The organism is Amycolatopsis sp. NPDC059657 (assembly GCF_042734395.1).
Taxonomy (GTDB): Bacteria; Actinomycetota; Actinomycetes; order Mycobacteriales; family Pseudonocardiaceae; genus Amycolatopsis.
Map to the genome: position 1 here is coordinate 1 of NZ_JBHWEB010000052.1, position 26,214 is coordinate 26,214.

Genomic DNA, 26,214 nt, shown 5'->3' on the forward strand with positions numbered 1-26,214 from the left:
CTCGCTCACGTGCCGATTGACAACGCAGGCCAAGCCTTAACTACCCGGCATTGGGTTCTAACCGGTCTAAACACTCACGACCCCGATCAAGGCAGCCAGCGGCGGGCTTTCGTTATCTCGTCAGGCGAAAGTCCTTCGCAGGCGCGGATCTCGCCCTTGCGGACATCCACCAGTGTCGTCGCCAGTTCGGCGCCGAAAGTGGAGTTCAGCAGCTCGTCCGACTCGAACGCGGCGACGGCCTCGGCCAGCGTGGACGGCAGGCGTTCCGCGTCGGGGAGGGTGCCGGGGTCGACGTCGAGTGGCTCCGGCAGTTCCGCGTGGCCGAGCATTCCGTCGAGTCCGGCGAACAGCAGCGCGGCGACCACGAGATACGGATTCGCGGTCAGGTCGAAACACTTGACCTCGAGATTGGGTGAGCGCCCCGCGATCAGCCGCAGCGGCGCCTCGCGGTTTTCCAAGCCCCAGCAGCGATACACCCCGGCCCAGTGGTGCGGTTCGAGCCGCAGGTAGCTGACCACCGAAGGCGTGCCGATCGCCATCAAAGCGGGCAGGCGCCGAAGGATCCCGGCACTGAAACCCTCCGCGAGCGCGGTCATCCCGAACCGCCTGTCCCCGCCGCCGAACAGGTTCTCGCCACCGGCGGACACGCTCAAATGCACGTGTCCGCCATTGCCGACGCCCTCAGGCGCGAACTTCGGCGTGAACGACGCGCGCAGCCCGTGCGACTGGCTGACCTTGCGGATCGTCTCCCTGACCAGCACCAGCGTGTCCGCCGCGCCGAGCGGGTCCTCCGCGCGGACGGACAGTTCGAACTGGCCTGCCGCGTACTCGGGATGGATCTGCTCGACCTCGACCCCCTGACCGTCCAAAGCGGACACGACGGCGCGCAGGTAGTCCGCGTGCTCGGAAAGCCGGGTGTACCCGTACGCGGGACCGCCGACCGGCTCGTCCAGCACGGCCATCCACTCGACCTCGAAGGCCAGCTCGACGGTGAAACCGCGGGTGCCGAGCATCCGCGTGGCGTGTTTCGCGAGGCCGCGCGCGTCCTGCGGGTGGACCGCGCCGTCCTGGGTGCGCCGGTCGCCGGGTGCCCACGCCCAGCCCGGCTGCGCGGTGAGCACGGTCAGCCGGTCCAGGTCCGGGTGCAGCCGCAGGTCGCCGACGGGACCGCGGGAGTACCGCCCGCCGGTGATCTCGTCGTTGAACAGGAAGAAGTCGAACGAGTTCGACGCGCCGACGCCCCAGGCGGCGGCTTCGGCCAGCTTGCGCAGCGGGACCGCCTTGGTGCGGACGATGCCGCTGTTGTCGACGAACGTGGTCGCGACCAGTTCCACACCCTGCGCGGCCAGCGGGCCGGTCAATTCCTGGGCCCTTGCCTCAATGGCTGCCCGATCGAACTCGCTCATGGCTCCCCTATCGCGGTTGAATGCGGGTCATGTCCGGACTCAAGCGCACACTGTCGGTCTGGCAGGCCGTGGGCCTGTCCGTCGCACTCATGGCACCCAGCATGGCCGCGAACATCAACCCGCAGCAAACCGCGGCCGCGGCCGGGCGCGCCGTCCCGCTGGCGTTCCTGCTCTCGGCCGTCGGCGTGCTGCTGGTGGCCTACGGATTCGTCCGGATGTGCCAGTACTACCAGCACGCCGGGTCCGTGTACGCCTTCGTCGGGTCGACGCTCGGGCCGCGCGCCGGGGTGGTGTCCGGGATCGGCCTGCTGGGGACGTACACCTTCTACGCCGTGGTCACCTGCTCGGCGGCGGGCAACCTGGGCACCGCGTTCCTCACCCAGATGGGGGTCTGGGCGAACCCGCCCTCGTGGGCGCCGTTCGCGTTGACCGGCGTCGCGCTGGCGGGCGCCTTGCTGCTCGCGGTGGTGCCCGCGAAGCGCGGCACGAGCCTGCTGCTGATCGTCGAGTGCCTGACGGTCGCGGTCATCCTGCTGATCACGGTGATCATCGCGGTCCGGCTGGGCTCGCGCTCCGAGGTGCGACTTGACGTATTCCAACCCGAAACCGGACCGTCCGGCCTCTTCTTGGGTGCGGTGTTCGGGTTCCTCTCGTTCGCCGGGTTCGAAGCGGCCGCGACGCTCGGCGAGGAGACGCGTGACCCGAAGCGCAGCATCCCGCGCGCGATACTGTGGACGGCCTTGTTCGGCGGGGTGTTCTTCGTCGTGGTCACCGCGGTCGAGATGCTCGCTTTCGGCTCTGACGCGGCGAAATTCCACGATTCACCGTCGCTGCTCGGTGACCTCGGAACGGCCTATGTCGGCGCGTGGGTCGGCGATGTGATCACGCTCGGCGCGGCCGTCAGCGCGTTCGGCTGCTGCCTAGCCTGCGTGGTCGGCGGGTCGCGGCTGCTCTTCGCGCTCGGCCGGGACGCCTTCGAGGGCCGTGGGGTCGCCAAGACCTCCGAGAACGGCGCGCCCGCGGTCTCGGCGACCGTCGTCACCGGACTCGCCGCGCTGATCATCGTGGTCTGCGCGGTGTTCTTCGGTGCCACTCCGGCGGACACTTTCGCCTGGTCAGGGTCCATCGGGACGCTGATTCTGCTGATCGTCTACCTGCTCACGACACTCGGCTCGATCCGGCTCGTGTTCATCCAGCGCAAGCTCGCCGTGCCGCGCTGGCAGCTCGTTTTCCCACTCTGTGCACTCGTGCTGCTCGGATACACGGTCTATGTCAATGTCATCCCCTATCCGGAGTCAGGTCCGGCACAATGGTTCCCGGTGGTCGCCGCGACGGTGCTCGTGCTCGCCGTCGTGGCTGTGCTCGCCAGGCCAGCGTTCGCCCGTCGAGTGGGGGAGCGGTTGTCCCTCGCCGAAGGAGGAGCGTGACGGTACTGCCTTTCGTGGAGGATCTGCCGTTGGTGGATCACCACTGCCACGGCCTGGTCACCGCGGAACTGGACCGCGCGGGCTTCGAGGAGATGCTCACCGAGGCCGACACGGTGTCCCCGCTGGGCACGACCGTGTTCGAGTCGCTGATCGGGCTCGCGGTGCGCCGCTGGTGCGCGCCGGTGCTCGACCTGCCGACCCGCGCGCCGGCCGCCGAATACCTCGAGCGCCGCGCCGAACTCGGCGCCGACGAGGTCAACCGGCGCTTCCTGCGCGCCACCGGCATCACGGACTTCCTGGTCGACGGCGGATTCCAGCCCGACAGGCTGACCACGACCAAGCAGCTCGCCGGGCTCGCGGGCGCGCGGGCACACGACATCGTCCGGCTGGAGGTGGTCGCCGAGGACGTGGTCCGCGGCGGCACCACGGCGAGCGGTTTCGGCGACGCGTTCGCCGCCGAGCTGGCCCGTCGCGCGGCGGGCGCCGCCGGGGTCAAGTCGATCGCGGCCTACCGGGTCGGCCTCGCGCTCGCGGGGGAGCGCCCGAGCGCGGCGGAGGTCGCCGAGGCCGCGGGCAGCTGGCTGGCCAAAGTGGACACCGGCGACGAGGTCAGGCTGGTCGACGAGGTACTGCACCGGTTCCTCATCTGGACCGCGATCGATCTGCGGCTGCCGGTCCAGCTGCACGTCGGCTACGGCGACTCGGACGTCGACCTGCACCGGTGCGACCCGCTGCTGCTGACCGACCTGCTGCGGTCGACGCGCTCGTCGGGTGTGCCGATCCTGTTGCTGCACAACTATCCGTTCCACCGCAACGCCGCGTACCTCGCGCAGGTCTTCGAGCACGTGTTCGTCGACGTCGGGCTCGCGACGCACAACACGGGCTACCGGTCGTCCGCGGTGATCGCGGAGACGCTGGAGCTGGTGCCGTTCGGGAAGTTCCTGTTCTCCACGGACGCGTTCGGCCTCGCCGAGCTGTACCACCTGGGCACGCTGTTCTTCCGGCGCGGGCTCTCGGATTTCCTGTCGGCGGGACTCGAAGCGGACGAATGGTCCGAAGAGGACGCACTGCGGACCGCGTCACTCGCCTGCTTCGAAAACGCCCGTCGTGTATACCGGTTGGCAGAATGAACGACTTGCACGGACTCTGGGCGGATTGGCGCGCCGCCGTGTCTCACGAACTCCCCTTCGCGACGACGTTGCGCCATCGTCTGCACGCCGACCCCCGCATCTCCGGCGACGAGGAGGACACCGCGCTCGCGGTGCTCGAAGCCATGCCAGCGGGTGAAAGCCTGCGCGTCGCGAAGACCGGCCGCGCGCTGCGGCTGGGCTCGCCCGACGGCCCCGCGGTGGCGTTGCGCGCGGAACTCGACGCGCTGCCGGTGCTCGAACGGACCGGCGTCGCCTGGGCGTCCGAAACGGACTTGATGCACGCGTGCGGGCACGACGTGCACCTGGCCGCCTTGGTCGCGGTGTGCCGCGCGGCTGCCGAAATCGACTTGCCACAACCGATTCTCGCGTTGCTGCAACCGCGCGAGGAGACGCCGCCGTCGGGTGCGCTGGACATCGTCGACTCGGGAATGCTGCGCGACCAGCAGGTCACCGCGGTCATCGGCGCCCATGTGCAGCCGCGGTTGCCCGCGGGCGTGGTCTCGGTGGTGCCCGGCCCGATCAACGCGTCGACCGACGAGTTCGAGGTGGTCGTCACCGGCCACGGCGGCCACGCGGGCTACCCGCACCTGCTGCGCGACCCGATTCTGGCGCTGGCCCAGATCGTCGTGAGCCTCCAGCAGATCGCGTCCCGGCGGATCGACCCGGTCTCCGGGGCGGTCTGCTCGGTCGGGCGCATCCAGTCGGGCACGGCCGCGAACATCGTCCCCAACCAGGCGACGGCACTCGGCTCACTGCGCGTGATGCGCGACTCGGACCGTGAAGCCGCGTTGGCCAACCTCCGCGAGATCGTCCACGGCACCGCCCGCGCCTACGGCTGCGAGGCCGAACTGCGCATCATGCCGTGCGAGCCGGTGCTGCAGAACGACTCCGCGCTCGCGCTCGGCGCCGCCGGGTGGCTGACGGGCGGCGGTGTCACGGTCGACACGGCGTTCCGGTCCTTCGGCGCGGACGACTTCGCGCACTACTGCGGCTCGACGCGCGGGCTGATGATGTTCGTCGGCCTCGGCGACTCGGCGGGCGCGCCGACCTTGCACGACGAACGCTTCCTGCCACCCGACTCGTCCATCGAACTGGTCGCCACAGCGCTGGTCGCGGGCTACCTCGCCGCTCTGGGGTCGTGAGTGTTTTGACCGGTTAGAACCGGCCGTACCACTCACGACCCGAGCAGGCGGTGGCCGAGCTTGGTCAGGGTGAGCCGGACGCTCTGGCCCGCGCGGCGCGTGGTGAGCAGGCCGGCGTCGCGCAGGACCTCGAGGTGCGCCCAGATCGTCGACTGCGGGACGCCGAGCCGGATGGCCAGCTGGGTCGCCGACGAGGCGACCTGGAGTTCGGTCAGCACGCGGGCCCGCTCCGAGCCCAGCAGCCGCCCGAGCGTGCTGGACTGGCCGAGGTCGGCGCACGGGTAGACGAGCACCGGCGGCTGCTCGGGGTCGACCATCGTCACCGGCGCGCCCCAGCAGAAGGACGCGGGCACCAGGGTGAGGCCGCGGCCGCGGAGGTGGATCGTGTGGTCGCAGAGGTAATCGGCCTCCAGCACCGGGTAGCGCCAGCGGATCGACGGGTGCAGCCCGTTCAGGAGGCCGTCGACGCCGGTGCTCAGCGCCTGCCTGGCACGCAGCGCCCGGTCCGCCTCGACGGCCCGGCGCACGTCGGGCCAGCGGGTCAGCAGCGCCGACTCGTGGAAGTCGCGCAGGCCGGCGACCAGCCCGTCCAGGCGGCCGGTGTCGTGTGCTTCGCGGGCCCAGTCCGGGACCGTCGAGCCGTAGGTGAGCTCCAGGTCCTTGCGGACCGAGCGTTTCGGGAGGTGGAGCATCGCGTCGAAGTGCGCATCGATGTCGGCGTCGTCGAGCGGCGGGGTGAGGAAGTCGGGGAACGAGGTGCCCGGCGGGGCGAGCGCGGCGATCCGGCCGGCGTCGGCCGAGGCGCGCCAGGGCCGGAAGCGCTCGGGGGCGGTGTGGCTGTGCAGCGTATTGATGCCCAGCACCAGTTCCCAGAGCGGGTGCGGGTGCTCGGCGACCCGGACGCGACTCAGGTCGTCACGTGTGAAAACGATGCGCAGGACCATGGATTCCCCCACGGCCATCGTACCCGGCAATCGTTTGCCGGGAGGCTCACCGGGGTGTTCTCCTCCCGGGGGTGGGCGCGGCACGTTACGGTGACCCCGTGATTTCCGCTGCCGCTCCGTTACTGGCCACGATCCCCAGCCCTGATCGCGGGGTATGGCATCTCGGGCCGATCCCGATCCGGGCCTACGCGCTGTGCATCATCGCGGGCATCGTGGTGGCGCTCTGGTGGGGCGAGCGCCGCTGGATCGCGCGCGGCGGCTCGAAGGGCGCGGTCGTCGACATCGCCGTGTTCGCGGTGCCGTTCGGCCTGGTCGGCGGCAGGCTGTACCACGTCATCACCGACAATCAGCTCTACTTCGGCGAGGGCAAGAACCCGCTGAACGCGCTGCGCATCTGGGACGGCGGCCTGGGCATCTGGGGCGCGATCGCGCTCGGCGCGGTCGGCGCGTGGATCGCGTGCAAGCGCAAGGGCATCCCGCTGGCCGCGATGGCCGACACGCTCGCGCCCGCGATCGTGGTCGCGCAGGCGATCGGGCGGCTCGGCAACTACTTCAACCAGGAGCTCTACGGCGACCACACGGACCTGCCGTGGGGCCTGGAGATCTACGAACGCATCGACGCCGCGGGCAACCGTGACCTGCTCGGCGGTGTCGCGGTCGGGCACGTGCCGCTGGCCGACAGCCCCGTGCACCCGACCTTCCTCTACGAGCTGCTGTGGAACCTCGGCGTCGCGCTGCTCGTGGTCTGGGCCGACAAGAAGTTCAGGCTCGGGCACGGCCGCGCGTTCGCGGTGTACGTCGCGGGCTACACGGCGGGCCGGTTCTGGATCGAGAACATGCGCTCGGACTCCGCGAACCACATCTTCGGCCTGCGGGTCAATGTGTGGGTCTCGCTGCTGGTGTTCGTCGGCGCGGTCGTCTACCTCGTGCTCGCCAAGAAGAAGGGGCCGCGCGAGGCGCCGGAAACCTTGCGCGGCAATGATCCCGACGACGCCGAAGACACTGTGGACAGTCCGGAGACGCCGGTCGAAGAGCCCGAGAAGAAGGCCGACGAAGAGCCGGCCGACGTCACGGCCGGTGCGTCAGCGCCGGACGAGGCCCCGGCCGGTGACGAGCGGAAGGTCGAGGGCGGTCAGTAGCCCCGGAGGCGCCGCCACCACGGCCGGGATCGCGTTCACCAGTCGCATCGCGGTGGCCTTGAGCCCGGCCGTGTTGTGGTCGCCGTCGGTGCCGAGCAGCCGCAGGTCGAGCGTGTAGTTCGGCTCGCCGGTGACCTGCACGCGATAGCACCCCTGGCCGGTCGGCTGCTGCCAGTCGGGGCCGAGATCGGGCCGCAGCCGCGTGATGTGCTCGAGCACGCAGACCGGGCGGCCGCCGAGCATGCCCCGCACCTCGAAGTGCAGCGCCGCCACGGTGCCCTCCTCGATCGTCCCGGACGCGATCTCGAACGTCTCCGGCGCGGGCAGGCGCTCGTAGCTCTCCTCGACCGAGTCGAGTTCGACGTCCAGGCCGGCCGCGAGCTGACGCACGACACTGCCCCAGGCGAGGCTGAGCACGCCGGGCTGCAGCAGCAATGGCAGCTCGTCCATCGGCTTGCCGAAGCCCATGATGTCGAACAGCACCTTGCCGTTGTCGTACGTCGAGTAGTCGAGGATCTCCAGGCAGCGCACCTCTTCGATGCGCTCGCACACCCCGGTCAGCACGAGCGGCAGCCAGTCGTTGGCGAAACCGGGGTCGACGCCGTTGACCCACAGCGAAGCTCCGCCCGCCCGCGCGGCCTCCCTGATCGGGTCGCTCAGTTCGGGCGGCACGACGCCGTCGGGGTACTGCAGGAACACCGGGCTGCTGGAGACGACGTTGATGCCGGCCGCGAGGAACCGCTTGAGGTCTTCGACGGCTTCCATCAGCCGGTCGTCGGCCATCGCGGTGTAGACGACGCAGTCCGGTTTCAACGCCAGCAGCGCGTCGGCATCCGTGGTCGCGGTGACGCCGAGCGTCCTGCCGAGACCGGCCAGCTCACCGGCGTCCTTGCCTTCTTTGTCCTTTGAGGACACCCAGACGCCTGCCAGTTCGAGATCCGGCCTGGCGTCGATGCCCGCGATCGCGTGCCTGCCGACGTTTCCCGTGCTCCACTGAACGATCTTCATAGGTCGGGCAGCCCCAGTTCCAGGTTGGGTGTTTGCAGTCCACCGTCCACTTCGAACACTTTGCCGGTGACGAACTGCCCGGCTCGTGACACGAGATAGACGATGGTGGCGGCGATGTCTTCGGCCTCGCCGATCCGGCGCAGGGGAGTGGCGTCCTCCATTTTCCCGCGCAGCTCGGGGTTGTTGACCACGATGTCCAAAGCGGACGTCGCGACCGAGCCGACCGAGATCGCGTTGACCCTGATGCGCGGCGCGAGGTCCGTCGCGGCGAGCCGGGTGTACTGCGCGAGAGCGCCTTTCGCGGTGCCGTAGGCGAGAAAGCCGCGCCCGGCGAGCCTGCCCATCACCGACGAGATGTTGACGACCGCGCCGCCGTCGCCCCCGAGCATGGCGGGTGCGGCGGCCACGGTGAGCGCGTGCGCGGTGGAAACGTTGAAACGAAAGGCTTCTTCGAGGAAGTCGGTCGACGTTTCGAGTATCGGGCGGGGATAGGTCCCGCCCACGTTGTTGACGACGATGTCGAGCCTGCCGAACGCTTCTGTCGCGGCCTGTGCGAGTTCGGCGGCTTTGGCCGGGTCGCTCAGGTCGGCCGCGACCACGTGCGCGCGGCGTCCGGTGGCTTCGACCTGCTTGGCGACGAGGTCGAGCTGATCACGGGTGCGGGAGGCGATCACCACGTCGGCGCCCGCTTCGGCCAGCGCGACCGCGGTGGCCGCGCCGATCCCTCGTCCGGCGCCGGTGACCACGGCGACCTGCCCGGTGAGCTGGAAACGGTCCAGGATCATGGGGCAAAACTGTAACACGTTCTACTGTGGAAATCCCGCACTGAAGAAGAGGGGCCGGGGCGTTACGATCGGAAGGATCGAGCGCGACCTATACTTAGCGGTACGAAGCACTCGCGTGACATCAAGAACGACGTCGTTCTGACCATCCAGATCGTTACCGTTCAGGTGAACAGTGCGTCGCATCTCATGCTGCCGATACGTTTCCTGGGTGTTAAAGTCGCGCTAACGAGCGGGCCATCGTCGTCCCGTGCGCACTGGACCTGGGGATTTCCACCACTGAGCACGAATACGACGAAGGAGGTCCCTTCATGATCTTCTCCGCCATGCCCGAGAAGCAGGGTCTTTACGATCCCGCCGCCGAGCAGGACTCCTGCGGCGTCGCCATGGTCGCCGACATCCATGGGCGACGCACCCATGGCATCGTCACCGACGGACTGGCCGCCCTCACCAACCTTGACCACCGCGGTGCCGCGGGCGCCGAGCCGACCAGCGGCGACGGCGCCGGCATCCTCCTGCAGCTGCCTGACGAGCTGCTTCGCGACGAGGTCGACTTCGAGCTTCCTGAGGCCGAGCAAGGAAAACACCGTTACGCGGCCGGGATCGCGTTCCTGCCCGCCGGCACCGAAGACCGTCGCAAGGCCGTCGAGCTCATCGAGCAGGTCGCGACCGAAGAGGGCTTGAACGTACTCGGCTGGCGCGAGGTGCCGATCGATCCTGACAAGGCCTATCTCGGCCCGACGGCGCGGTCGGTCATGCCGCATTTCGCCATGTTGTTCGTGGCGGGGCACGGACTCGGCCCGAGCGGGCTCGAACTGGACCGGCTCGCGTTCTGCCTGCGCAAACGCGCCGAGCACGAGACCGAGGCCGCGGGCGTCGGCACCTACTTCTCGTCGCTGTCGTCGCGCACGCTGGTCTACAAGGGAATGCTCACCCCCGAGCAGCTCCCGCTGTTCTTCACCGACCTGGCCGACACCCGGCTGGCCAGCGCCATCGCGCTGGTGCACTCGCGGTTCTCGACCAACACCTTCCCGTCGTGGCCGCTCGCGCACCCGTTCCGGTTCGTCGCGCACAACGGCGAGATCAACACCATCCGCGGCAACCGCAACCGCATGCGCGCCCGTGAGGCGCTGCTCGAGTCGACGCTGGTGCCCGGCGACCTGAACAGGCTCTTCCCGATCTGCTCCGCCGACGCGTCCGACTCCGCCTCCTTCGACGAGGTGCTGGAGCTGCTGCACCTCGGCGGCCGCACCCTGCCGCACGCGGTGCTGATGATGATCCCGGAGGCGTGGGAGAACCACACCACCATGGACCCGGCGCGGCGCGCGTTCTACAAGTTCCACGCCAGCCTGATGGAGCCGTGGGACGGCCCCGCCTGTGTCACCTTCACCGACGGCACGCTGGTCGGCGCGGTGCTCGACCGCAACGGCCTGCGCCCGGCGCGCTGGTGGCAGACCGCCGACGGCCGCGTCGTGCTCGCCAGCGAGGCGGGCGTGCTCGACGTCGCACCCGCCGACGTCGTCGCGAAGGGACGGTTGAAGCCGGGCCGGATGTTCCTGGTGGACACCGAGGCCGGGCGGATCGTCAACGACGACGAGGTCAAGTCCGAACTCGCCAGGCAACTTCCCTACGAAAGTTGGTTGCACGCCGGGCTGCTGCAGATCGCCGAGCTGCCCGACCGCGACCACATCGTGCAGAGCCACGACTCCGTGCTGCGCCGCCAGCAGTCCTTCGGCTACACCGAAGAAGAGCTGAAGATCCTGCTCGCGCCGATGGGCGAGAAGGGTGCCGAGCCGCTCGGCTCGATGGGCACCGACACCCCGCCCGCGGTGCTGTCGCAGCGATCCCGGCTGCTCTACGACTACTTCAAGCAGAACTTCGCGCAGGTCACGAACCCGCCGCTGGACGCGATTCGCGAAGAGCTCGTCACCTCGATGAAGCGCATCATGGGCCCGGAGCAGAACCTGCTGGAGCCGGGCCCCGCGTCCTGTCGCCACATCCAGCTGCCGTACCCGGTCATCGACAACGACGAGCTCGCCAAGCTCATCCACATCAACGACGACGGCGACCTGCCGGGGTTCTCCTGCTCCGTCCTTTCCGGACTGTACGAAGTGGACGGAGGAGCCGAGGCGCTGGCCGACGCGATCGAGCGGGTCCGGCGTGAGGCGTCCGAGGCCATCTCGGCTGGCGCGCGCACGCTGGTGCTGTCCGACCGGGACTCCGACCACCGGATGGCGCCGATCCCGTCGCTGCTGCTCGTGTCCGCGGTGCACCACCATCTGGTGCGCACCAAGGAAAGGCTGCGCGTCGCGCTGGTCGTCGAGAGCGGCGACGCCCGCGAGGTGCACCACATCGCGCTGCTGCTCGGCTACGGCGCCGCGGCCGTCAACCCGTACCTGGCCTTCGAGTCCATCGAGGACTTGATCGCCACCGGCGCGCTGCCGCAGATGGAGCCGATCAAGGCCATCCGCAACTACGTGCAGGCGCTGGTCAAGGGCGTACTGAAGATCATGTCCAAGATGGGCATCTCGACCGTCGGCGCGTACACCGCGGCGCAGGCGTTCGAATCCTTCGGCCTGTCACAGGAACTGCTCGACGAGTACTTCACCGGCACGGTCTCGAAGCTCGGTGGCGTCGCGCTCGACGTGCTGGCCGAAGAGGTGGCCGTGCGGCACCGCCGCGCGTATCCGGACAACCCGACCGACCGGGTGCACCGCAGGCTCGACACCGGCGGCGAGTACGCGTACCGCCGCGAGGGCGAGCTGCACCTGTTCACCCCGGAGACCGTGTTCCTGCTGCAGCACGCCAGCAAGACCGGCCGCGAAGAGGTGTACCGCAAGTACTCCGACGAGGTGCACCGGCTCTACCGCGAGGGCGGCACGCTGCGCGGGCTGTTCGCGTTCAAGACCACCCGCGAGCCGATCCCGGTCGACGAGGTCGAGTCGGTCGAGGCGATCTGCAAGCGGTTCAACACCGGCGCGATGTCCTACGGCTCGATTTCGGCCGAGTCACACGAAACACTGGCCATCGCCATGAATCGCATCGGCGGCCGGTCGAACACCGGCGAGGGTGGCGAGGACCCGGAGCGGCTCTACGACCCCGAGCGGCGCAGCGCGATCAAGCAGGTCGCGAGTGGACGGTTCGGTGTCACGAGCGAGTACCTGGTCAACGCCGACGACATTCAGATCAAGATGGCGCAGGGCGCCAAGCCGGGCGAGGGCGGTCAGCTGCCGCCGAACAAGGTGTACCCGTGGATCGCGCGGACCCGGCACTCCACACCGGGCGTCGGGCTGATTTCCCCGCCGCCGCACCACGACATTTACTCCATTGAGGACCTCGCTCAGCTCATTCACGACCTGAAGAACGCGAACGAGCAGGCACGGATCCACGTGAAGCTGGTGTCTTCACTGGGTGTCGGCACGGTCGCGGCCGGTGTGTCCAAGGCGCACGCGGACGTCGTGCTCATCTCCGGCCACGACGGCGGCACCGGCGCTTCGCCGATGAACTCGCTCAAGCACGCGGGCACGCCGTGGGAGATCGGCCTCGCCGAGACGCAGCAGACGTTGCTGCTCAACGGTTTGCGTGACCGGATCACCGTGCAGGTGGACGGCGCGATGAAGACCGGCAAGGACGTCGTGATCGCGGCGCTGCTCGGCGCCGAGGAGTACGGTTTCGCGACCGCGCCGCTCGTCGTCGCGGGCTGCGTGATGATGCGGGTGTGTCATTTGGACACTTGCCCGGTCGGCGTCGCGACCCAGAACCCGGAGCTGCGCAAGCGGTACACCGGCCAGGTCGACCACGTGGTGAACTTCTTCAAGTTCGTCGCGCAGGAAGTCCGGGAAACGTTGGCTTCACTGGGTTTCCGGTCGCTCGACGAGGCCATCGGGCACGCCGAGTTCCTCGACACCGACGAGGCCGTCCAGCACTGGAAGGCCTCCGGGCTCGACCTCAAGCCGATCTTCGAGATGCCGTCCGAGACCCCGTACGGCGGCGCGAGGCGGCGCACGCGCGGGCAGGACCACGGGCTCGAGCACGCGCTCGACCGCACGCTGATCCAGCTCGCCGAGGCCTCGCTCGAGGACGCGCACCCGGTCAAGCTCGAACTGCCGGTGCGCAACGTGAACCGGACGGTCGGCACGCTGCTCGGCTCCGAGATCACCCGGCGCTACGGAGGCGAAGGCCTGCCGGAGGACACGATCAACGTGGTGCTCACCGGTTCGGCCGGGCAGTCGCTCGGCGCGTTCCTGCCGCGCGGCATCACGCTCGACATGGTCGGCGACGCCAACGACTACGTGGGCAAGGGCCTGTCCGGCGGGCGGATCATCGTGCGCCCGCACCCGGACGCGAAGTTCGCGGCCGAGCGGCAGACCATCGCGGGCAACACGCTCGCGTACGGCGCGACCGCGGGCGAGATGTTCCTGCGCGGTCAGGTCGGCGAGCGGTTCTGCGTGCGGAACTCGGGCGCGACCGTGGTCGCCGAGGGCGTTGGCGACCACGCCTTCGAGTACATGACCGGTGGCCGGGCCGTGGTGCTCGGGCCCACCGGGCGCAACCTGGCGGCCGGCATGTCCGGCGGGGTGGCGTTCGTGCTCGACCTCGACCGCAAGAAGGTCAACCACGAGATGGTCGATCTCCAGCAGCCGCAGTCCGATGACATGGCATGGCTGAAGAAGATCGTGCAGAAGCATTACGACCTGACCCGCTCGGCCGTCGCGGCTTCACTGCTCGGCGACTGGCCCCGGCGGTCGGCGTCGTTCACCAAGGTGATGCCGCGTGACTACCAGCGGGTGCTGGACGCGGCGAAGGCGGCACGCGCGGCTGGCCGCGATGTCGACGAGGCGATCATGGAGGCGGCTCGTGGCTGACCCGACCGGTTTTCTGAAGCACGACCGCGAAGAGCCGAAGAAGAAGTCCACTGAGGACAGGCTCGCGTCGTGGGGCGAGGTGTACGCGGACATCCCGCCCGCGGTGCGCAACGAGTCCGTGCGCAAGCAGGCTTCGCGCTGTATGGACTGCGGTATCCCGTTCTGTCACTCGTCCGGTTCCGGGTGCCCGCTGGGCAACCTGATCCCCGAGTGGAACGACCTGGTCCGCCGCGGCGACTGGGAAGCGGCGAGCGACCGTCTACACGCGACTAACAACTTCCCAGAGTTCACCGGGAAGCTGTGCCCCGCGCCCTGCGAGGCGGGATGCGTACTGTCCATTTCGGACCTGTCAGGCGGCCCGGTCTCGATCAAGCGTGTCGAGCAGACGATCGCGGACCAGTCGTGGGAAGCGGGCTACGTCCAGGCGCAGGTCTCGTCCGTCTCATCGGGACAGAAGGTGGCCATCGTCGGCTCCGGCCCGGCGGGTCTCGCGGCGGCCCAGCAGCTGACGCGTGCCGGTCACGAGGTGACCGTGTACGAGCGCGACGACCGGCTCGGCGGCCTGCTGCGCTACGGCATCCCCGAGTTCAAAATGGAGAAGAAGGTCCTCGACCGCAGGCTCACCCAGCTGCGCAAGGAAGGCACGAAGTTCGTCACCGGCTGCGAGGTCGGCGTCGATCTGTCCATTGAGGACCTGCGAGCCCAGTACGACGCGGTGGTGCTGGCCGTCGGCGCGTTGCGTGGCCGTGACGACAAGACCACCGAGGGCCGCTCGCTTGCGGGCATCCACCTCGCGATGGAACACCTGGTTCCCGCCAACCGCCAGGTCGAAGGCGACGGACCGTCCCCTGTGGACGCTCAGGGCAAGCACGTGATCATCATCGGCGGTGGCGACACCGGCGCCGACTCGTACGGCACCGCGACCCGCCAGGGCGCGCTTTCGGTCACCCAGCTCGACCAGTACCCGACCCCGCCCTCGGTCCGCGACGACGACCGTTCGCCGTGGCCGACCTGGCCGTACATCCTGCGCACGTACGCCGCGCACGAGGAGGCGGGCGAGCGCAAGTTCGCGGTCGCGGTCAAGCGTTTCGTCGGCGACTCCGACGGCCACGTCCGTTCGATCGAGCTGCAGCGTGTCCGTGTCCAGAAGGACCGCGCGACAGGCCGCCGCGAGGTCATCCCGGTCAACGACGAGATCGAGACCCTGCCCGCGGACCTGGTCCTGCTGGCGATCGGCTTCGAGGGCGTCGAGCACATGGCGCTCCTCGACGGACTCGGGTTGTCGCTGACCCCGCGCGGCACGCTCTCCTGCGGCCCGGACTGGCAGACCGAAACCCCGGGCGTCTTCGTCTGCGGCGACGCCCACCGCGGCGCTTCCCTTGTCGTGTGGGCGATCGCGGAAGGCCGCTCGGTCGCGCACGCGGTCGACGCCTTCCTCACCGGCGCCTCGGACCTCCCGGCCCCGGTCCACCCGACCGCCTTGCCGTTGGCTGTGGTTTAAGGGCTCGTGAGCGTTGCGGGCGGTTCTATTCGAGGGGAAAGCCAAATGTGGCGTGCCCCAGGGCAGTTGGGTGAGGGCCTCTCTCACCCAACCCAAGTTTGATGAGGGCCTCCCTCACCCAGATATGCGGGTGAGGGAGGCCCTCACTCGAGCCGGGGAGTGCACGAGCACGCCACCTTTGGCCTTCCGTGCGATAGCCGTCGAAAACGCTCACGGCCCCCGGCCGGTGGGTCGCGTAGCGTGCCCGTGTGCGCAACGTCAACTTGATGGGCACCGGGATCGCCGGGCTGCCCGAGTCGCTGTGGGATTCGGCCGACCTCGAAGTGCTGAACGTCGGCGATAACGAGCTCGATGTCTTGAGTCCCCGGATCGCCGAGCTCGCCGGACTTGTCGAGTTCTACATTCACGGCAACCGGCTGACGGCCGTGCCCGACTCGATCGGTGAACTCCGCGGCTTGACCGTACTCGACCTGGGGCACAACCGGCTCGAACAGCTGCCGCCCGGCATCGGCCGATTGTCCTCATTGGAGTTCCTGTACGTCAGCGACGGCGCGCTCGAGGAATTGCCGGAAGAGATCGGCGAGCTGGCTTCGTTGCGCTATCTCGGCGCGACGGACAATCGGCTGGGTTCCTTGCCAGCGGCCATCGGCAGCCTCAAGAAGCTGGTGGAACTCCGGTTGTACGGCAACCGGCTCACCACGCTCCCGGACTCGATTTCCGGCTTGGAGCGGTTGCTGGAACTGCACTTGGACAGGAACCGGATCACTCACCTGCCCGCGGGCGCCGCGGGGCTGTCCGAGTTGCGCATACTCAGCCTGCGCGGCAACGCGCTGACCGAGTTTCCCAGTCAGATAGCGGGATTGCCGCGGCTTCAGTACCTGGATCTCCGGTCGAACCGGATCCGCCGGTTGCCGGAGACACTCGCGGGGCTGCCCGCGCTGGAGAAGTTGGACCTGCGCTGGAACCCGCTGACCGGAGAGCCGCCTTGGCTGCGGGCGCTCATCGAACGCGGATGCCGCGTCTACCGATCGCGGACGGCGGCTTTGGGCTGAGGCTGTCAGCCGCGCAGCGCGGCCAGGATCGCCCAGAAACCGAAGCCGCCGACCACCAGTCCCATCACGGTTCCCGAAAGCACCTCGGCGAGCGTGTGGTCACCCAGCTCGACGCGCGACCAGCACACCCAGGCCACCAGCGGCAGCAACACCCATGCCCACGGCCCGTACGTGAAGAGCAGCACCACCAGCGCGCTGACCGCGACGGCCGCGTGCAGCGAGATCTTGAACTTGAAGCCGAACGTGATCGCCACGCTCACCACGAGCGAGGCCAGCATCGACGCGGCCAGTGCGATGATCTCGTCCGGCGCGTGCCACGCCACCAGGACCACGAAACCCGTGCCGAGCGAAATGCCCGCCACCAGCAGCGGCACCGCTCGGCCGGCGCGGTTGGTCACGTGGTGGCCGTCCCACTTCCCCTTGCGGGCGCCGCGGACGATGACGGCCATCGGGATCAGGGAGCCGGTCACGGCGACGAGCAGGCCCCACAGCAGGGTCGGGCCGAGGCGTCCGGTGGCCATCCAGGCGACGGCTAAGGGCAGGCCGAGCACCCAGACCCAAGGCGCCAGCAACTCGGTGCCCCAGCGGGCGAAGCGATGCACGGCGAAACCGTAGCGGGTAGCCCGAATGGCCGCGCAGAGCGGCCGATCAGCGGCTTGTACGCAGAGTAGTCAGCGACTTACTTTCGAGTAGCTCTTTCGGCAATTCACCGTCAACGCAGAAGGTGGGTGTGTCATGAAGCGAACTTCGCTGGCAGCGCTTCTGGTGGCGCTTTTCGGGCTGGTGGCTCCACCGGCTCACGCCGGGCCCGAACACTGGACCGCGCAGGACATGCGCGAAGCCATCCCGATGGAACAGCTTGTCAGGGCACCCGCCTTCACGCCGAAGGATGTCGAAAAGGGTCTCCCGATGAGCATCCCGAACGGCGGGGGCGCGTGGACCGGCTCCGGCAAGATCACACAGACGGCGGGGCGGGTGTTCTTCACCATGCAGGGCCGGAAGGCCTCGTGCTCCGGTGACGCCGTGACCAGCACCAACGGCAGCGTGGTCGTCACCGCCGGGCACTGCGTCAAGTACCAGGGCGCCTTCCACACCGACTGGGTCTTCGTGCCCGGCTACAACAACGGCAACGCCCCGTACGGCCAGTGGGCGGCCAAGACCACGCTGACCACGCCTCAGTGGCAGGCCAGTGAGGACATGAACTACGACGTCGGCATCGGCGTGGTCAACCAGCTCAACGGCCAGCGCCTCACCGACGTGGTCGGCGCGCAGGGGATCGCCTTCAACCAGGCACGCAACCAGTCGATGTACACCTTCGGCTACCCGGCCGCGGCGCCGTACGACGGCACCAAGCTCATTTACTGCAGCGGGTCCACGATCACCGACTTCCTGCTCACCAAGGACCACGGGATGAGCTGCAACATGACCGGCGGATCGAGCGGCGGGCCGTGGTTCCTGAACTTCAACGAGGCCACGGGCACCGGCATCCAGGCGTCGGTGAACAGCTTCGGTTACGTGTTCTTGCCCAACTACATGTTCGGCCCGTATTTCGGCACCGACGCGCAGAACCTGTACAACAAGGCCCAGACCACGTAGTTCCACTTTTTGAGAGAATCGTCCCGGCGGGCGGGAGGAGATCGGGGAGCTTTATCCTGGTCGAGTGAACTGGACAGTGGACGTTCCCGTCGACACGCTCCCCGAACTCCCCCCGTTGCCACCCGAGCTGCGTGCGCGCCTCGACGAAGCACTGTCGAAGCCGGCCGCCCAGCAGCCGGAGTGGCCAGACCCCGAGCTCACCAGGCGCGTTCGCAGCCTGCTGGAGAGCGTTCCCCCGATCACCGTGCCCAACGAGATCGACCGGCTGCGCTCGCACCTGGCGATGGTGGCGCGCGGCGAGGCCTTCCTGCTGCAGGGCGGCGACTGCGCCGAGACGTTCGAGTCCAACACCGAGCCGCACATCCGCGCCAACCTGCGCACCCTGCTGCAGATGGCCGTCGTGCTCACCTACGGCGCCAGCCTGCCGGTGGTCAAGGTCGGCCGCATCGCGGGCCAGTACGCCAAGCCCCGCTCGAACACCACCGACTCGCTCGGCCTGCCGGTGTACCGCGGCGACATCATCAACTCGCTCGTCGCCAAGCACGAGCTGCGGGTCCCCGACCCCGGCCGCATGGTCCGCGCGTACGCGAACGCCGGCGCCGCGATGAACCTCGTCCGCGCGCTGACCGCGGCCGGCATGGCCGACCTGCACCAGGTGCACGACTGGAACAAGGACTTCGTGCAGCGCTCGCCCGCCAGCGAGCGGTACGAGGCGCTGGCCGCCGAGATCGACCGCGGCCTGCGGTTCATGTCGGCCTGCGGGGTCACCGACACCTCGCTGCAGTCCACCGAGATCTTCGCGAGCCACGAGGCGCTGCTGCTCGACTACGAGCGCGCCATGCTGCGGATGGACAACGCCGACGCGGCCAACCCGAAGCTCTACAACCTCTCGGCGCACTTCCTCTGGGTCGGCGAGCGCACCCGTCAGCTCGACGGCGCGCACATCGCGTTCGCGGAGCTGCTGGCCAACCCGATCGGCCTCAAGATCGGCCCGACGACCACGCCGGAGCAGGCCGTCGAGTACGTCCGCCGCCTCGACCCGCGCAACGAGCCCGGCAGGCTCACGCTGATCGCGCGGATGGGCAACGGCAACGTCCGCGAGGTGCTGCCCGCGATCGTCGAGAAGGTCGAGGCCAGCGGCCACAAGGTGATCTGGCAGTGCGACCCGATGCACGGGAACACGCACGAGTCGTCCACCGGCTACAAGACGCGGCACTTCGACCGCATCGTCGACGAGGTGCAGGGCTTCTTCGAGGTGCACCGCAAGCTGGGCACCTACCCCGGCGGCATCCACGTCGAGCTGACCGGCGAGGACGTCACGGAGTGCCTCGGCGGCGCGCAGGAGATCTCGGACGTCGACCTGGCCGGTCGCTACGAGACCGCCTGCGACCCGCGCCTGAACACCCAGCAGTCGCTCGAGCTGGCCTTCCTGGTCGCGGAGATGCTGCGCAGCTGAGACCGCTCACACGAAGGCCCCCATCACCCGGTGATGGGGGCCTTCGTCCGTTTTCAGCCCTGCCTGAAATGACAGCGCCATGGCAGGACTCTGGGTCAGTATCCAGGCCATGATCAAGACGACGACTCTCGTCGCCCTCGCGGGCGCGGCACTGACCATCGGCACGTCACTGGCACCGGCCGCCTCGGCCACGACGGCGGGTGACCCGTACCGGTGCGTCGACGGCAACGTCTGTGTGTGGCAGGACCCCGGCTACGCGGGCGGCCTCGCGCAGTTCGGCCTGGTGTACCTGAACTACCAGAACGCGATCTACGACAACGGCCTCGGCGTCAACGACACGGTCACCTCGATCTTCAACCGCACCCGCGATCGCATCAACTTCTACCGGAACTCCGGCGCGAACATCAGGGACCTCTGCTTCACGGTCGAGCCGGGCGCCTCGGTCTACAACCTCGCGGGCTCCGGCTGCGACGACGCCATCAGCTCCCACTACTCGGTGAACCTCTGAACGGCGTTCTAGGCGAGCAGCTGGGCCGCCGACTTGGCGACGGCGTCGGCGAGGCCGCCGATGTCCGGCACCGCGGCGCCGTTCGCCTGGAGTCCGATGTGGATCCCGCCGCGATACGGCGAGACCGCGAAGCCTAACGCCTGGCGAGGCGCCAGCGGGACGAGCGGATACATCTCCGTCAGCTGGGCGCCGTCGAGCGACATGCGCACGTTCGGCAGCGGCACGTTCGTCACGACCGTGTCGAACAGCAGCGGCGCCGCCTGACCGGTCACCCGGCCCGTCAGGCGGTGCAGCATGGTCGGCACACGTCCGGCCAGCAGAGGGAACGCTCCGGCGCCCTTGGACGGCCCTGAAGCCTTGTTACGCGCCATCGCGCGGCGCACGATGCGCAGCCGTTCAATCGGGTCGTCCTCGCCGATCGGCAGCTCGCACAGGTATCCCGAAAGCTTGTTGCCGCCGACCTGCTCGGTCTCACGCGCACGCACGCTCACCGGAATCAGCGCGCGCAGCGAGCGCCCGTCGGCGCGCTGGCCGCGGTTCACCAGCCAGCCACGCAGCGCGCCGGCCAGTACCGCGAGGATCACGTCGTTCGCGGTCCCGCCGTGCTCCTTGCGGATGCGGCGCACGTCGGTCATCTCCAGCCGGACGAAGCCGACGCGGCGTTCCTTCGACGACGGCGCGGTGATCGGCGAGATCGGATACGGGCGAGTGGCTCGGACCACTGACCGTGCGATCGACGCCGTTTCGCCTGCCTGGGACAGCGTCGAGCCGATCGTGTCCAGCAGCGTGTCCAAAGTGGACCGGTCGGACGTTTCCACGACCGCCGGTTTACGGCGAGCGGGCACCGTGATGTCGTCCAGCAGTCCGGAGGCGATCGCGAAGGCGCCGGCGCCATCGGTCAGCGCGTGGTGCAGCTTGAGCAGCAAGGCGAAGTCGTCGCCCGGCAATCCGGTGACAAGATGCAAGTCCCACAAGGGTTTGCTGGTGTCGAGCGGCTCCGCGATCCAGCGCGACGCGTAGGCGGCGAGCGGGTCGGGCTCGTACAGGGTGCTCACCCGGTGCAGGTGAATATGTTGCAGTGGCGTGAAATCCGGGTCATCGGACCAATTCATCGCACCAGGCGGGAAGAACGCGGGCGTGGCGAGCCTGCGGAATTGGGGAATCCTGGCCGCGCGTTCGGCGAGCAGGACGGCCAGCTGAGGAGGATCGATCGGCTTGCGGGGACGGAACGTCACCACCGCCCCCATGTGCATGGGTGTGTTTTCGCCTTCCATGCTTAGGAAAGCGACATCGAGTCCGCTGAGCTGAGTGCCCGACATCCAAGACCTTTCGACCGAGGCGAGTAGGGGGAATTGCCCATACTGCACCAGCCACACATGACGGGGGAGTGGTCCTTATGTTTCGTTGGCGCTAACGGCGGTCTCTTTCACCCGATCGGGGGCGAAGATTCTGTCATGCGCGAAAGTGTTGCACGTGCAGCGTGCACGTGAACCCGGCTCGAGGTCAGGTTAGGGGCCCCACTGGGGTGGCGTGGATCACGCCCGTGGCGCGGACTCGCCACCGGGTTCCTGGGCGCCGAAAGCACTCCAGCCGTCCGAGGCGTCCGGCGTGTGCCGGGTGACTCTGCGTATCGGGAGTCCGTGATGGACACGCTTGGGCAGCCCCGGCCAGATCTCCTTGGCGTCCGCGGCGGACTTGCGGATCAGCGTGCCGTCGAGCTCGGTGCGGGTCTCTTCGATCTCGCGCTCCAGCCACTGCACGACCACCTGCATGGGACCGTCCGGTGGCAAGGGCCAGATGAACACGTCATGCCGGAAGTGGAAGCTGCTGCCGCCGCCGCTGTCCGCCCGCAGCACGGGAGTGTCCGGTTTGGTGGGTGACGGCATCGAGATCGTGTCCGAACCGGCGCGCCTGCCGTCGGCGAACAGGACGCCGATCAGCAGCGCGTTGCGGTCGGGGACGCGGCGGTGGTCGACCAGCTTGGTCTTGGACTCGTCGAGCAGGTTGTCCCGCGAATACACCGAGACCCGCAGTGTCAGCGACTCCGGCCAGACGTCGATGTTGCGCAGTGCGACGATGGTCCGCTCGGAGCGGCCGAGCGGCAGTGACCACGGCAGTATCGCCGGGACGATGTACTCGGTGGGCGCGCCCGTCCACGGCCGCCCCGGGTACCCGTGTAGCTCTTTCTCGGGTACCGGGAACAGCGGCCGCGGACGAGGCTCCTCTTCGAAGAAGTTCATCGCCTAGTACTTTTCGCGATTTCCCTCGGTTGCGCAATCGTTGAACGGGGCAGGACTCAGTCCTTGGACGTCAGATCCTTGGTGGTGAAGTCGCTGACGTTCACTTCGCCGTTGTTCTTCGACGGCTTGTCCGGCGAAGCCGACTGGCCCATGGCGTCCATCAGCTGGCGAGCCAGGCCGAGGCCCGTTCCGCCCAGCGAAAGCGCCTTGGCGAACATGTCCGACATTCCGTCGGCGCCGTTGAGCACGACCAGGTTGTCGATGTTGCTGAACGCCTGCGCGCCTGCCTCGACGATCTCCGGCCAGCGCTCGGCCAGCTGCTGCGCGACGACGGCTTCCTGGTTCTCGGCGAGCGCGGACGCGCGTGCCTTGATCGCGTCGGCCTCGGCGAGACCCTTGGCCTTCGCCGCCTCGGCCTCCGCGAGACCCTTCGCGCGGGTCGCCTCGGCCTCGGCCAGGCCCCGTGCCTGCGCCGCCGCCGCCTCGGCCTCACCGGTCGCCCTGGTCGCGGCGGCCGCCGCTTCCGCACGGGCCTTCACCGACTGCGCCTCGGCCTCGGCCGCGGTCTTGACCCTGGTCGCGTCCGCCGCCGCACGCAGCTCGGTCTCCTTCGCCTCGGCCTGCGCCTTGGCGATGGAGGCGTCACGGGCCGCGTCGGCCGAAGTACGCGTGTCGTACGCCTTCGCGTCCGCGGGCTTGCGGACCTGCGACTGCAGGCGCTGCTCGGCGAGCGCGGCCTCGAGCTCGGCCGCGCGGGTCTCCTGGACGACGACTTCCTGGCGCGCGGTCGCCTCGGCCAGCGGGCCGGACTGGCTGGCCTTCGCCTTGGCCTGGTCGACCTCGGCCTGGTAGCCGGCCTGCTTGATCTGGCTCTCGCGCGTCGCGCTCGCCCGGAGGGTGGCCGCGACCTGCTCGGCCTCGGTGGCCTCCTGGTCGCGCTGGGCCTCGGCGATACGGGCCGAGGCGGCGACGGCCGCGGCGTGCGGCTTGCCCAGATTGAGGATGTAGCCGGACTCGTCGTCGATCTCCTGGATCTGCAGCGAGTCCACGATCAGCCCGAGCTTGATCATCTCGTTGGCCGAGGACTGGCGGACCTCACCGGTCAGCGCGTCCCGGTTGTGGATCATCTCCTCGATGGTCAGCCCGCCGACGATCGAGCGCAGGTGACCCGAGAACAGCTCGTGGATCGTGTCGTTCATGCCCTTCTGCTGGTCCAGGAACCGGCGGGCGGCGTTGGCGATCGAGGCGAAGTCGTCGCCGACCTTGTAGATGACCACCGCGCGCACCGTCACCGGCAGGCCCTGCTTGGTGACACACGAGACCTGCAGGTTGACGCCGCGCGTGTCGAGCGAAAGCCGCCGCGCGGTCTGGAAGCCGGGGATGACGTTCACGCCACGGCCGGTGATGATCTTGAAGCCGAGGCTGTCCGCCGTCTCGGCGCGGTTCACCCGGACTCCCCAGCCCGAAATGATCAGCGCCTCGTTCGGCTCGGCCACCTTGTACAGAATCCGCAAGATCACGAAAAGCACGATGATCGCGCCCACCGCGGTCAATGCAATGGTCAACGCGTCCATGCGTCTACCCCCATTTCAGGACAACTTGGTGTCCCTCACACGCCGTTATCGACCCAGAGGTTGCCACCGTTCGACGTAGACCGTACGCGGTTCTTCGAAGTCCACCACCAGAACCTGGGTTCCCTGCTCAAAACGTTCTTCGCCGTTCGCCGGATAGGCGTAAAAAGCCTCTGTCCCACCGCGCACGGCGAGTAAGACCTCACCGATCAGGCCGGGGCCGATCGTGCCGGTGACCCGGCCCCGGCTGCCGATCATCTGCCGAATCCCTTCAGCTTGATCTTGGTTCCCGCGGGCACCCGCGTGCCAGGCTGGGGATCCTGGTCGATGACGAAGTTGAAACCGCCGCCGTGGCCGTTGCCGTCCTTGAAATCGGCTTTGAGCCCGGCCGCTTCGAGGATCTGCTTGGCCTCCTCGAACTGCTTGAAGCGCACATCCGGCACCTCGACGCTGTTCGCGGTGAACACGCCGACACGCTTGCCGACGTTCGTGGCGCCCGCGGCGGGATCGGTGCGCGTGACCGTTCCCGGCTTGGCGTCGGAGTTCTGGTCCTGGCCCGCGTCGAACGGCTCGAAACCGGCGGCCTTGAGGATCTTGAAGGCCTCGTCCTTCTGCTTGCCGACCACGCTGGGCACCGGCGGCAGCGGCGGCGGGCCCTTGGAGAGCGTCAGCTTGACCTCGCTGCCGATGTCCACCGAGGTGCCGGGCTGCGGGTCGACCTTGAGCACCGCGCCCTTGGGCACGTCGGGACTGAAGTCCTCGCCGACGCGCGCCGGCTTGAGCTGCTGCTCGGTGATCGCGGCTTCGGCGCCCTCGAGGTTCTGGCCGATGCTGATGTTCGGCACCACCGGCTTGCCCTTGGAGAGCAGCACGGTGACCTCGGAGTTGAACGCGACCTCGGTGCCCGCGGCGGGGTCGCTGCGGACGATCGTGTTGGCCGGGACGGTGTTGCTGAACTCCTTGACGTACTTCGGCGTGAGCTTCGCCTGGCGCAGCGCGTTGCCGGCGTCGGCCTGGTTCATGCCGGTGAGCTGCGGGACGGTGGCGCCGGTCGGGCCGTCGTCGGACAGGATCCAGGCGCCGGCGCCGATCAGGCCGCCGAGCAGCAGCACGGCGACGATGGCGAGCACGAGGGTCTTCTTCGGTGGCTTGCGCTTCTCTTCCGGCTCGCGCGCGCCGCCCGGCGGGGTGACCGGCGGAGGCGGTGGTGGCGGCTGGTGTGCGTGCACCGGCTGGATGGCCTGGGTGGCCTGCATGGCGTTGGCGGGGACCGCGCGTCCGATGGCCCTGGTGCCCTGCGGGCCGGTGACCGGCAGCGTCGCGTCGGCCAGCGCGGGCACGGCCGGGATGCCGGGAGTGGTGCGCTCGACGTCGGACACGCCGTCGGCGTCCGGCGGCGGCGGGATCGGCACGGCGACCAGAGGCAGGCCCAGCACGCCGCGCACGGCCTGAAGCTCTTGGAGGAACACGCCCGCGTTGGCGGGGCGTGCCTCGGGATCGCGGCGGGTGGCGCGCAGGATCAGCTCGTCCAGCGCGGGCGGCAGGCCAGGGCGGATGTCGCTCGGGCGCGGGACGTCGTCGTTCACGTGCCGGTACGCCACGGAGATCGCGGTGTCGCCGGTGTACGGCGGATGCCCGGTGAGCATCTCGTAGAGCAGGATCCCGGCCGAGTAGACGTCGCCGCGCGCCTCGGTGATGCCGGAGGTGACCTGCTCGGGGGAGAGGTAGGCGACGGTGCCGAGAATGACGCTGGAGCTGGTGGTCCCGGCGCTGGCGACGGCGCGCACGAGGCCGAAGTCGGCGACCTTCACGACGCCGCTGCCGCCCAGCGCCCCGCCGCGGCCGATGAGCACGTTCTCCGGCTTGACGTCGCGGTGCACGAGACCGGCGGTGTGCGCGGCGGCCAGCGCGGACAGCACCGGCTCCGCGATGCTCAGCGCGAGCGCCACGTCCAGCGGGCCCTGCTCGTTCAGCAGGTCACGCAGGGTGCCGCCGTCGACCAGCTCCATCACCAGGAAGGCGCGGCTGCCCTCGTCGGGGCCGTTCGGGTAGTCGTGGCCCTGGTCGTGCACGGCCACGACATGCGGGTGGTGCAGCTGGGCCGCGCTGCGGGCCTCACGCTCGAATCTTTCGACGAACGACCGGTCGTCGGCGAAGCGCGGGTCCATGATCTTGATCGCCACGTGGCGGTCCAGACGCGTGTCGACCCCGCGGTACACCGACGACATTCCGCCGCGGGCCAGCAGCCTGTCGACCCGGTACCGGCGTTCGAGCAGGGTGCCGACCAGGCTGGTGTCGGTTCGTGTCACAGCTCCCGATCGTACGGATACGCTCATGCCTGGTAATACGGACCCGCGAACCCGGTGGACACTTCAGGTTCAGTTTTCGTTGCGATGCTGCTCGGAGTAGACGGCCATGTGGCAGAG

The 26,214-nt window shown here is 68.9% G+C and carries 20 protein-coding genes; 10 read left to right on the top strand and 10 right to left on the bottom strand.

From position 1 onward, the window contains the following. Positions 1–86: 86 nt before the first annotated feature. A complete protein-coding gene (locus ACFV15_RS26245; protein WP_378353253.1) occupies positions 87–1,406 on the bottom strand; it encodes a glutamine synthetase family protein in 1,320 nt (439 codons plus the stop codon). A 29-nt stretch (positions 1,407–1,435) separates the two neighbouring features. Here ACFV15_RS26245 and ACFV15_RS26250 point away from each other — a divergent pair, with 29 nt between their 5' ends. From ACFV15_RS26250 to ACFV15_RS26260, 3 genes are read left to right on the top strand one after another with little or no spacing between them, the layout of a single operon-like run. After that, a complete protein-coding gene (locus ACFV15_RS26250; RefSeq protein ID WP_378353254.1) occupies positions 1,436–2,833 on the top strand; it encodes an APC family permease in 1,398 nt (465 codons plus the stop codon). Continuing rightward, the gene (locus ACFV15_RS26255; protein WP_378353255.1) at positions 2,830–3,963 is read left to right on the top strand and encodes an amidohydrolase family protein; all 1,134 of its coding nucleotides are present in this window, start codon (positions 2,830–2,832) and stop codon (positions 3,961–3,963) included. The genes ACFV15_RS26250 and ACFV15_RS26255 overlap by 4 nt, the downstream gene beginning before the upstream one ends. Then, positions 3,960–5,126 (top strand): M20 family metallopeptidase, encoded by a 1,167-nt coding sequence (locus ACFV15_RS26260; RefSeq protein WP_378353256.1) that lies wholly within the window; start codon positions 3,960–3,962, stop codon positions 5,124–5,126. The genes ACFV15_RS26255 and ACFV15_RS26260 overlap by 4 nt, the downstream gene beginning before the upstream one ends. 32 nt (positions 5,127–5,158) lie before the next feature. On the opposite strand, the gene ACFV15_RS26265 is transcribed toward ACFV15_RS26260, so the two are convergent. Next, positions 5,159–6,070: a winged helix-turn-helix domain-containing protein gene (locus ACFV15_RS26265; protein WP_378353257.1), complete on the bottom strand. Its 912-nt coding sequence runs from the start codon at positions 6,068–6,070 to the stop codon at positions 5,159–5,161. Between the two features lie 98 nt (positions 6,071–6,168). On the opposite strand from ACFV15_RS26265, the gene lgt reads away from it, so the two are divergent. Then, entirely contained in the window at positions 6,169–7,209 is a 1,041-nt protein-coding gene (gene lgt, locus ACFV15_RS26270) for a prolipoprotein diacylglyceryl transferase (protein WP_378353258.1), read from the top strand. On the opposite strand, the gene ACFV15_RS26275 is transcribed toward lgt, so the two are convergent. Together ACFV15_RS26275 and ACFV15_RS26280 are read right to left on the bottom strand one after the other, a co-directional pair. Continuing rightward, positions 7,153–8,217, bottom strand: coding sequence for a diacylglycerol kinase (locus tag ACFV15_RS26275; RefSeq protein WP_378353259.1), 1,065 nt, complete (start codon positions 8,215–8,217; stop codon positions 7,153–7,155). The genes lgt and ACFV15_RS26275 overlap by 57 nt on opposite strands. Beyond that, complete coding sequence (locus tag ACFV15_RS26280) at positions 8,214–9,002, bottom strand: SDR family oxidoreductase (RefSeq protein WP_378353260.1); 789 nt, start codon at positions 9,000–9,002, stop codon at positions 8,214–8,216. Before ACFV15_RS26280 ends, ACFV15_RS26275 begins: the two co-directional genes overlap by 4 nt. A gap of 308 nt (positions 9,003–9,310) precedes the next feature. Between ACFV15_RS26280 and gltB the strand changes: the two genes are divergently transcribed. The 3 genes from gltB to ACFV15_RS26295 all read left to right on the top strand — a co-directional run bounded on the left by gltB (position 9,311) and on the right by ACFV15_RS26295 (position 16,417). Then, positions 9,311–13,864 carry a glutamate synthase large subunit gene (gltB, locus tag ACFV15_RS26285; RefSeq protein ID WP_378353261.1) on the top strand — a complete coding sequence of 1,518 codons (4,554 nt, stop codon included), beginning with the start codon at positions 9,311–9,313 and terminating at the stop codon, positions 13,862–13,864. Next, on the top strand, positions 13,857–15,365 hold the full coding sequence (locus ACFV15_RS26290) for a glutamate synthase subunit beta (protein ID WP_378353262.1): 1,509 nt from the start codon (positions 13,857–13,859) through the stop codon (positions 15,363–15,365). Before gltB ends, ACFV15_RS26290 begins: the two co-directional genes overlap by 8 nt. 248 nt (positions 15,366–15,613) lie before the next feature. Beyond that, on the top strand, positions 15,614–16,417 hold the full coding sequence (locus ACFV15_RS26295) for a leucine-rich repeat domain-containing protein (RefSeq protein WP_378353263.1): 804 nt from the start codon (positions 15,614–15,616) through the stop codon (positions 16,415–16,417). Between the two features lie 5 nt (positions 16,418–16,422). Here the strand turns inward: ACFV15_RS26295 and ACFV15_RS26300 are convergent, their stop codons facing one another. Further along, on the bottom strand, positions 16,423–17,019 hold the full coding sequence (locus ACFV15_RS26300; protein ID WP_378353264.1) for a hypothetical protein: 597 nt from the start codon (positions 17,017–17,019) through the stop codon (positions 16,423–16,425). A 133-nt stretch (positions 17,020–17,152) separates the two neighbouring features. Between ACFV15_RS26300 and ACFV15_RS26305 the strand changes: the two genes are divergently transcribed. From ACFV15_RS26305 to ACFV15_RS26315, 3 genes are all read left to right on the top strand, one after another. Continuing rightward, positions 17,153–18,013, top strand: coding sequence for a trypsin-like serine peptidase (locus tag ACFV15_RS26305; protein WP_378353265.1), 861 nt, complete (start codon positions 17,153–17,155; stop codon positions 18,011–18,013). Positions 18,014–18,077: 64 nt separating this feature from the next. After that, complete coding sequence (locus ACFV15_RS26310; protein WP_378353266.1) at positions 18,078–19,469, top strand: class II 3-deoxy-7-phosphoheptulonate synthase; 1,392 nt, start codon at positions 18,078–18,080, stop codon at positions 19,467–19,469. Positions 19,470–19,548: 79 nt separating this feature from the next. Beyond that, a complete protein-coding gene (locus ACFV15_RS26315) occupies positions 19,549–19,977 on the top strand; it encodes a peptidase inhibitor family I36 protein (protein ID WP_378353267.1) in 429 nt (142 codons plus the stop codon). An 8-nt stretch (positions 19,978–19,985) separates the two neighbouring features. Here ACFV15_RS26315 and ACFV15_RS26320 read toward each other — a convergent pair whose 3' ends face one another. From ACFV15_RS26320 to pknB, 5 genes are all read right to left on the bottom strand, one after another. After that, positions 19,986–21,251, bottom strand: a complete 1,266-nt coding sequence (locus tag ACFV15_RS26320) for a wax ester/triacylglycerol synthase family O-acyltransferase (protein WP_378353268.1) — start codon at positions 21,249–21,251, stop codon at positions 19,986–19,988. Between the two features lie 261 nt (positions 21,252–21,512). Continuing rightward, a complete protein-coding gene (locus tag ACFV15_RS26325; RefSeq protein WP_378353269.1) occupies positions 21,513–22,217 on the bottom strand; it encodes a hypothetical protein in 705 nt (234 codons plus the stop codon). Between the two features lie 56 nt (positions 22,218–22,273). After that, on the bottom strand, positions 22,274–23,791 hold the full coding sequence (locus ACFV15_RS26330; protein WP_378353270.1) for a flotillin family protein: 1,518 nt from the start codon (positions 23,789–23,791) through the stop codon (positions 22,274–22,276). 45 nt (positions 23,792–23,836) lie between these two features. Then, the gene (locus ACFV15_RS26335) at positions 23,837–24,046 is read right to left on the bottom strand and encodes a hypothetical protein (RefSeq protein ID WP_378353271.1); all 210 of its coding nucleotides are present in this window, start codon (positions 24,044–24,046) and stop codon (positions 23,837–23,839) included. Next, positions 24,043–26,097, bottom strand: a complete 2,055-nt coding sequence (gene pknB / locus ACFV15_RS26340; RefSeq protein WP_378353272.1) for a Stk1 family PASTA domain-containing Ser/Thr kinase — start codon at positions 26,095–26,097, stop codon at positions 24,043–24,045. The genes ACFV15_RS26335 and pknB overlap by 4 nt, the downstream gene beginning before the upstream one ends. Positions 26,098–26,214 lie beyond the last annotated feature (117 nt).

Bases quoted from the DNA above. Each gene is read 5' to 3' on its own strand.
- ACFV15_RS26315 (WP_378353267.1), top strand. From the start codon at position 19,549: ATGGCAGGACTCTGGGTCAGTATCCAGGCCATGATCAAGACGACGACT.
- ACFV15_RS26275 (WP_378353259.1), bottom strand. From the start codon at position 8,217: ATGAAGATCGTTCAGTGGAGCACGGGAAACGTCGGCAGGCACGCGATC.
- gltB (WP_378353261.1), top strand. From the start codon at position 9,311: ATGATCTTCTCCGCCATGCCCGAGAAGCAGGGTCTTTACGATCCCGCC.
- ACFV15_RS26245 (WP_378353253.1), bottom strand. From the start codon at position 1,406: ATGAGCGAGTTCGATCGGGCAGCCATTGAGGCAAGGGCCCAGGAATTG.
- ACFV15_RS26280 (WP_378353260.1), bottom strand. From the start codon at position 9,002: ATGATCCTGGACCGTTTCCAGCTCACCGGGCAGGTCGCCGTGGTCACC.
- ACFV15_RS26335 (WP_378353271.1), bottom strand. From the start codon at position 24,046: ATGATCGGCAGCCGGGGCCGGGTCACCGGCACGATCGGCCCCGGCCTG.
- ACFV15_RS26320 (WP_378353268.1), bottom strand. From the start codon at position 21,251: ATGGAAGGCGAAAACACACCCATGCACATGGGGGCGGTGGTGACGTTC.
- ACFV15_RS26265 (WP_378353257.1), bottom strand. From the start codon at position 6,070: ATGGTCCTGCGCATCGTTTTCACACGTGACGACCTGAGTCGCGTCCGG.
- ACFV15_RS26250 (WP_378353254.1), top strand. From the start codon at position 1,436: ATGTCCGGACTCAAGCGCACACTGTCGGTCTGGCAGGCCGTGGGCCTG.
- ACFV15_RS26260 (WP_378353256.1), top strand. From the start codon at position 3,960: ATGAACGACTTGCACGGACTCTGGGCGGATTGGCGCGCCGCCGTGTCT.
- ACFV15_RS26330 (WP_378353270.1), bottom strand. From the start codon at position 23,791: ATGGACGCGTTGACCATTGCATTGACCGCGGTGGGCGCGATCATCGTG.
- ACFV15_RS26325 (WP_378353269.1), bottom strand. From the start codon at position 22,217: ATGAACTTCTTCGAAGAGGAGCCTCGTCCGCGGCCGCTGTTCCCGGTA.
- ACFV15_RS26305 (WP_378353265.1), top strand. From the start codon at position 17,153: ATGAAGCGAACTTCGCTGGCAGCGCTTCTGGTGGCGCTTTTCGGGCTG.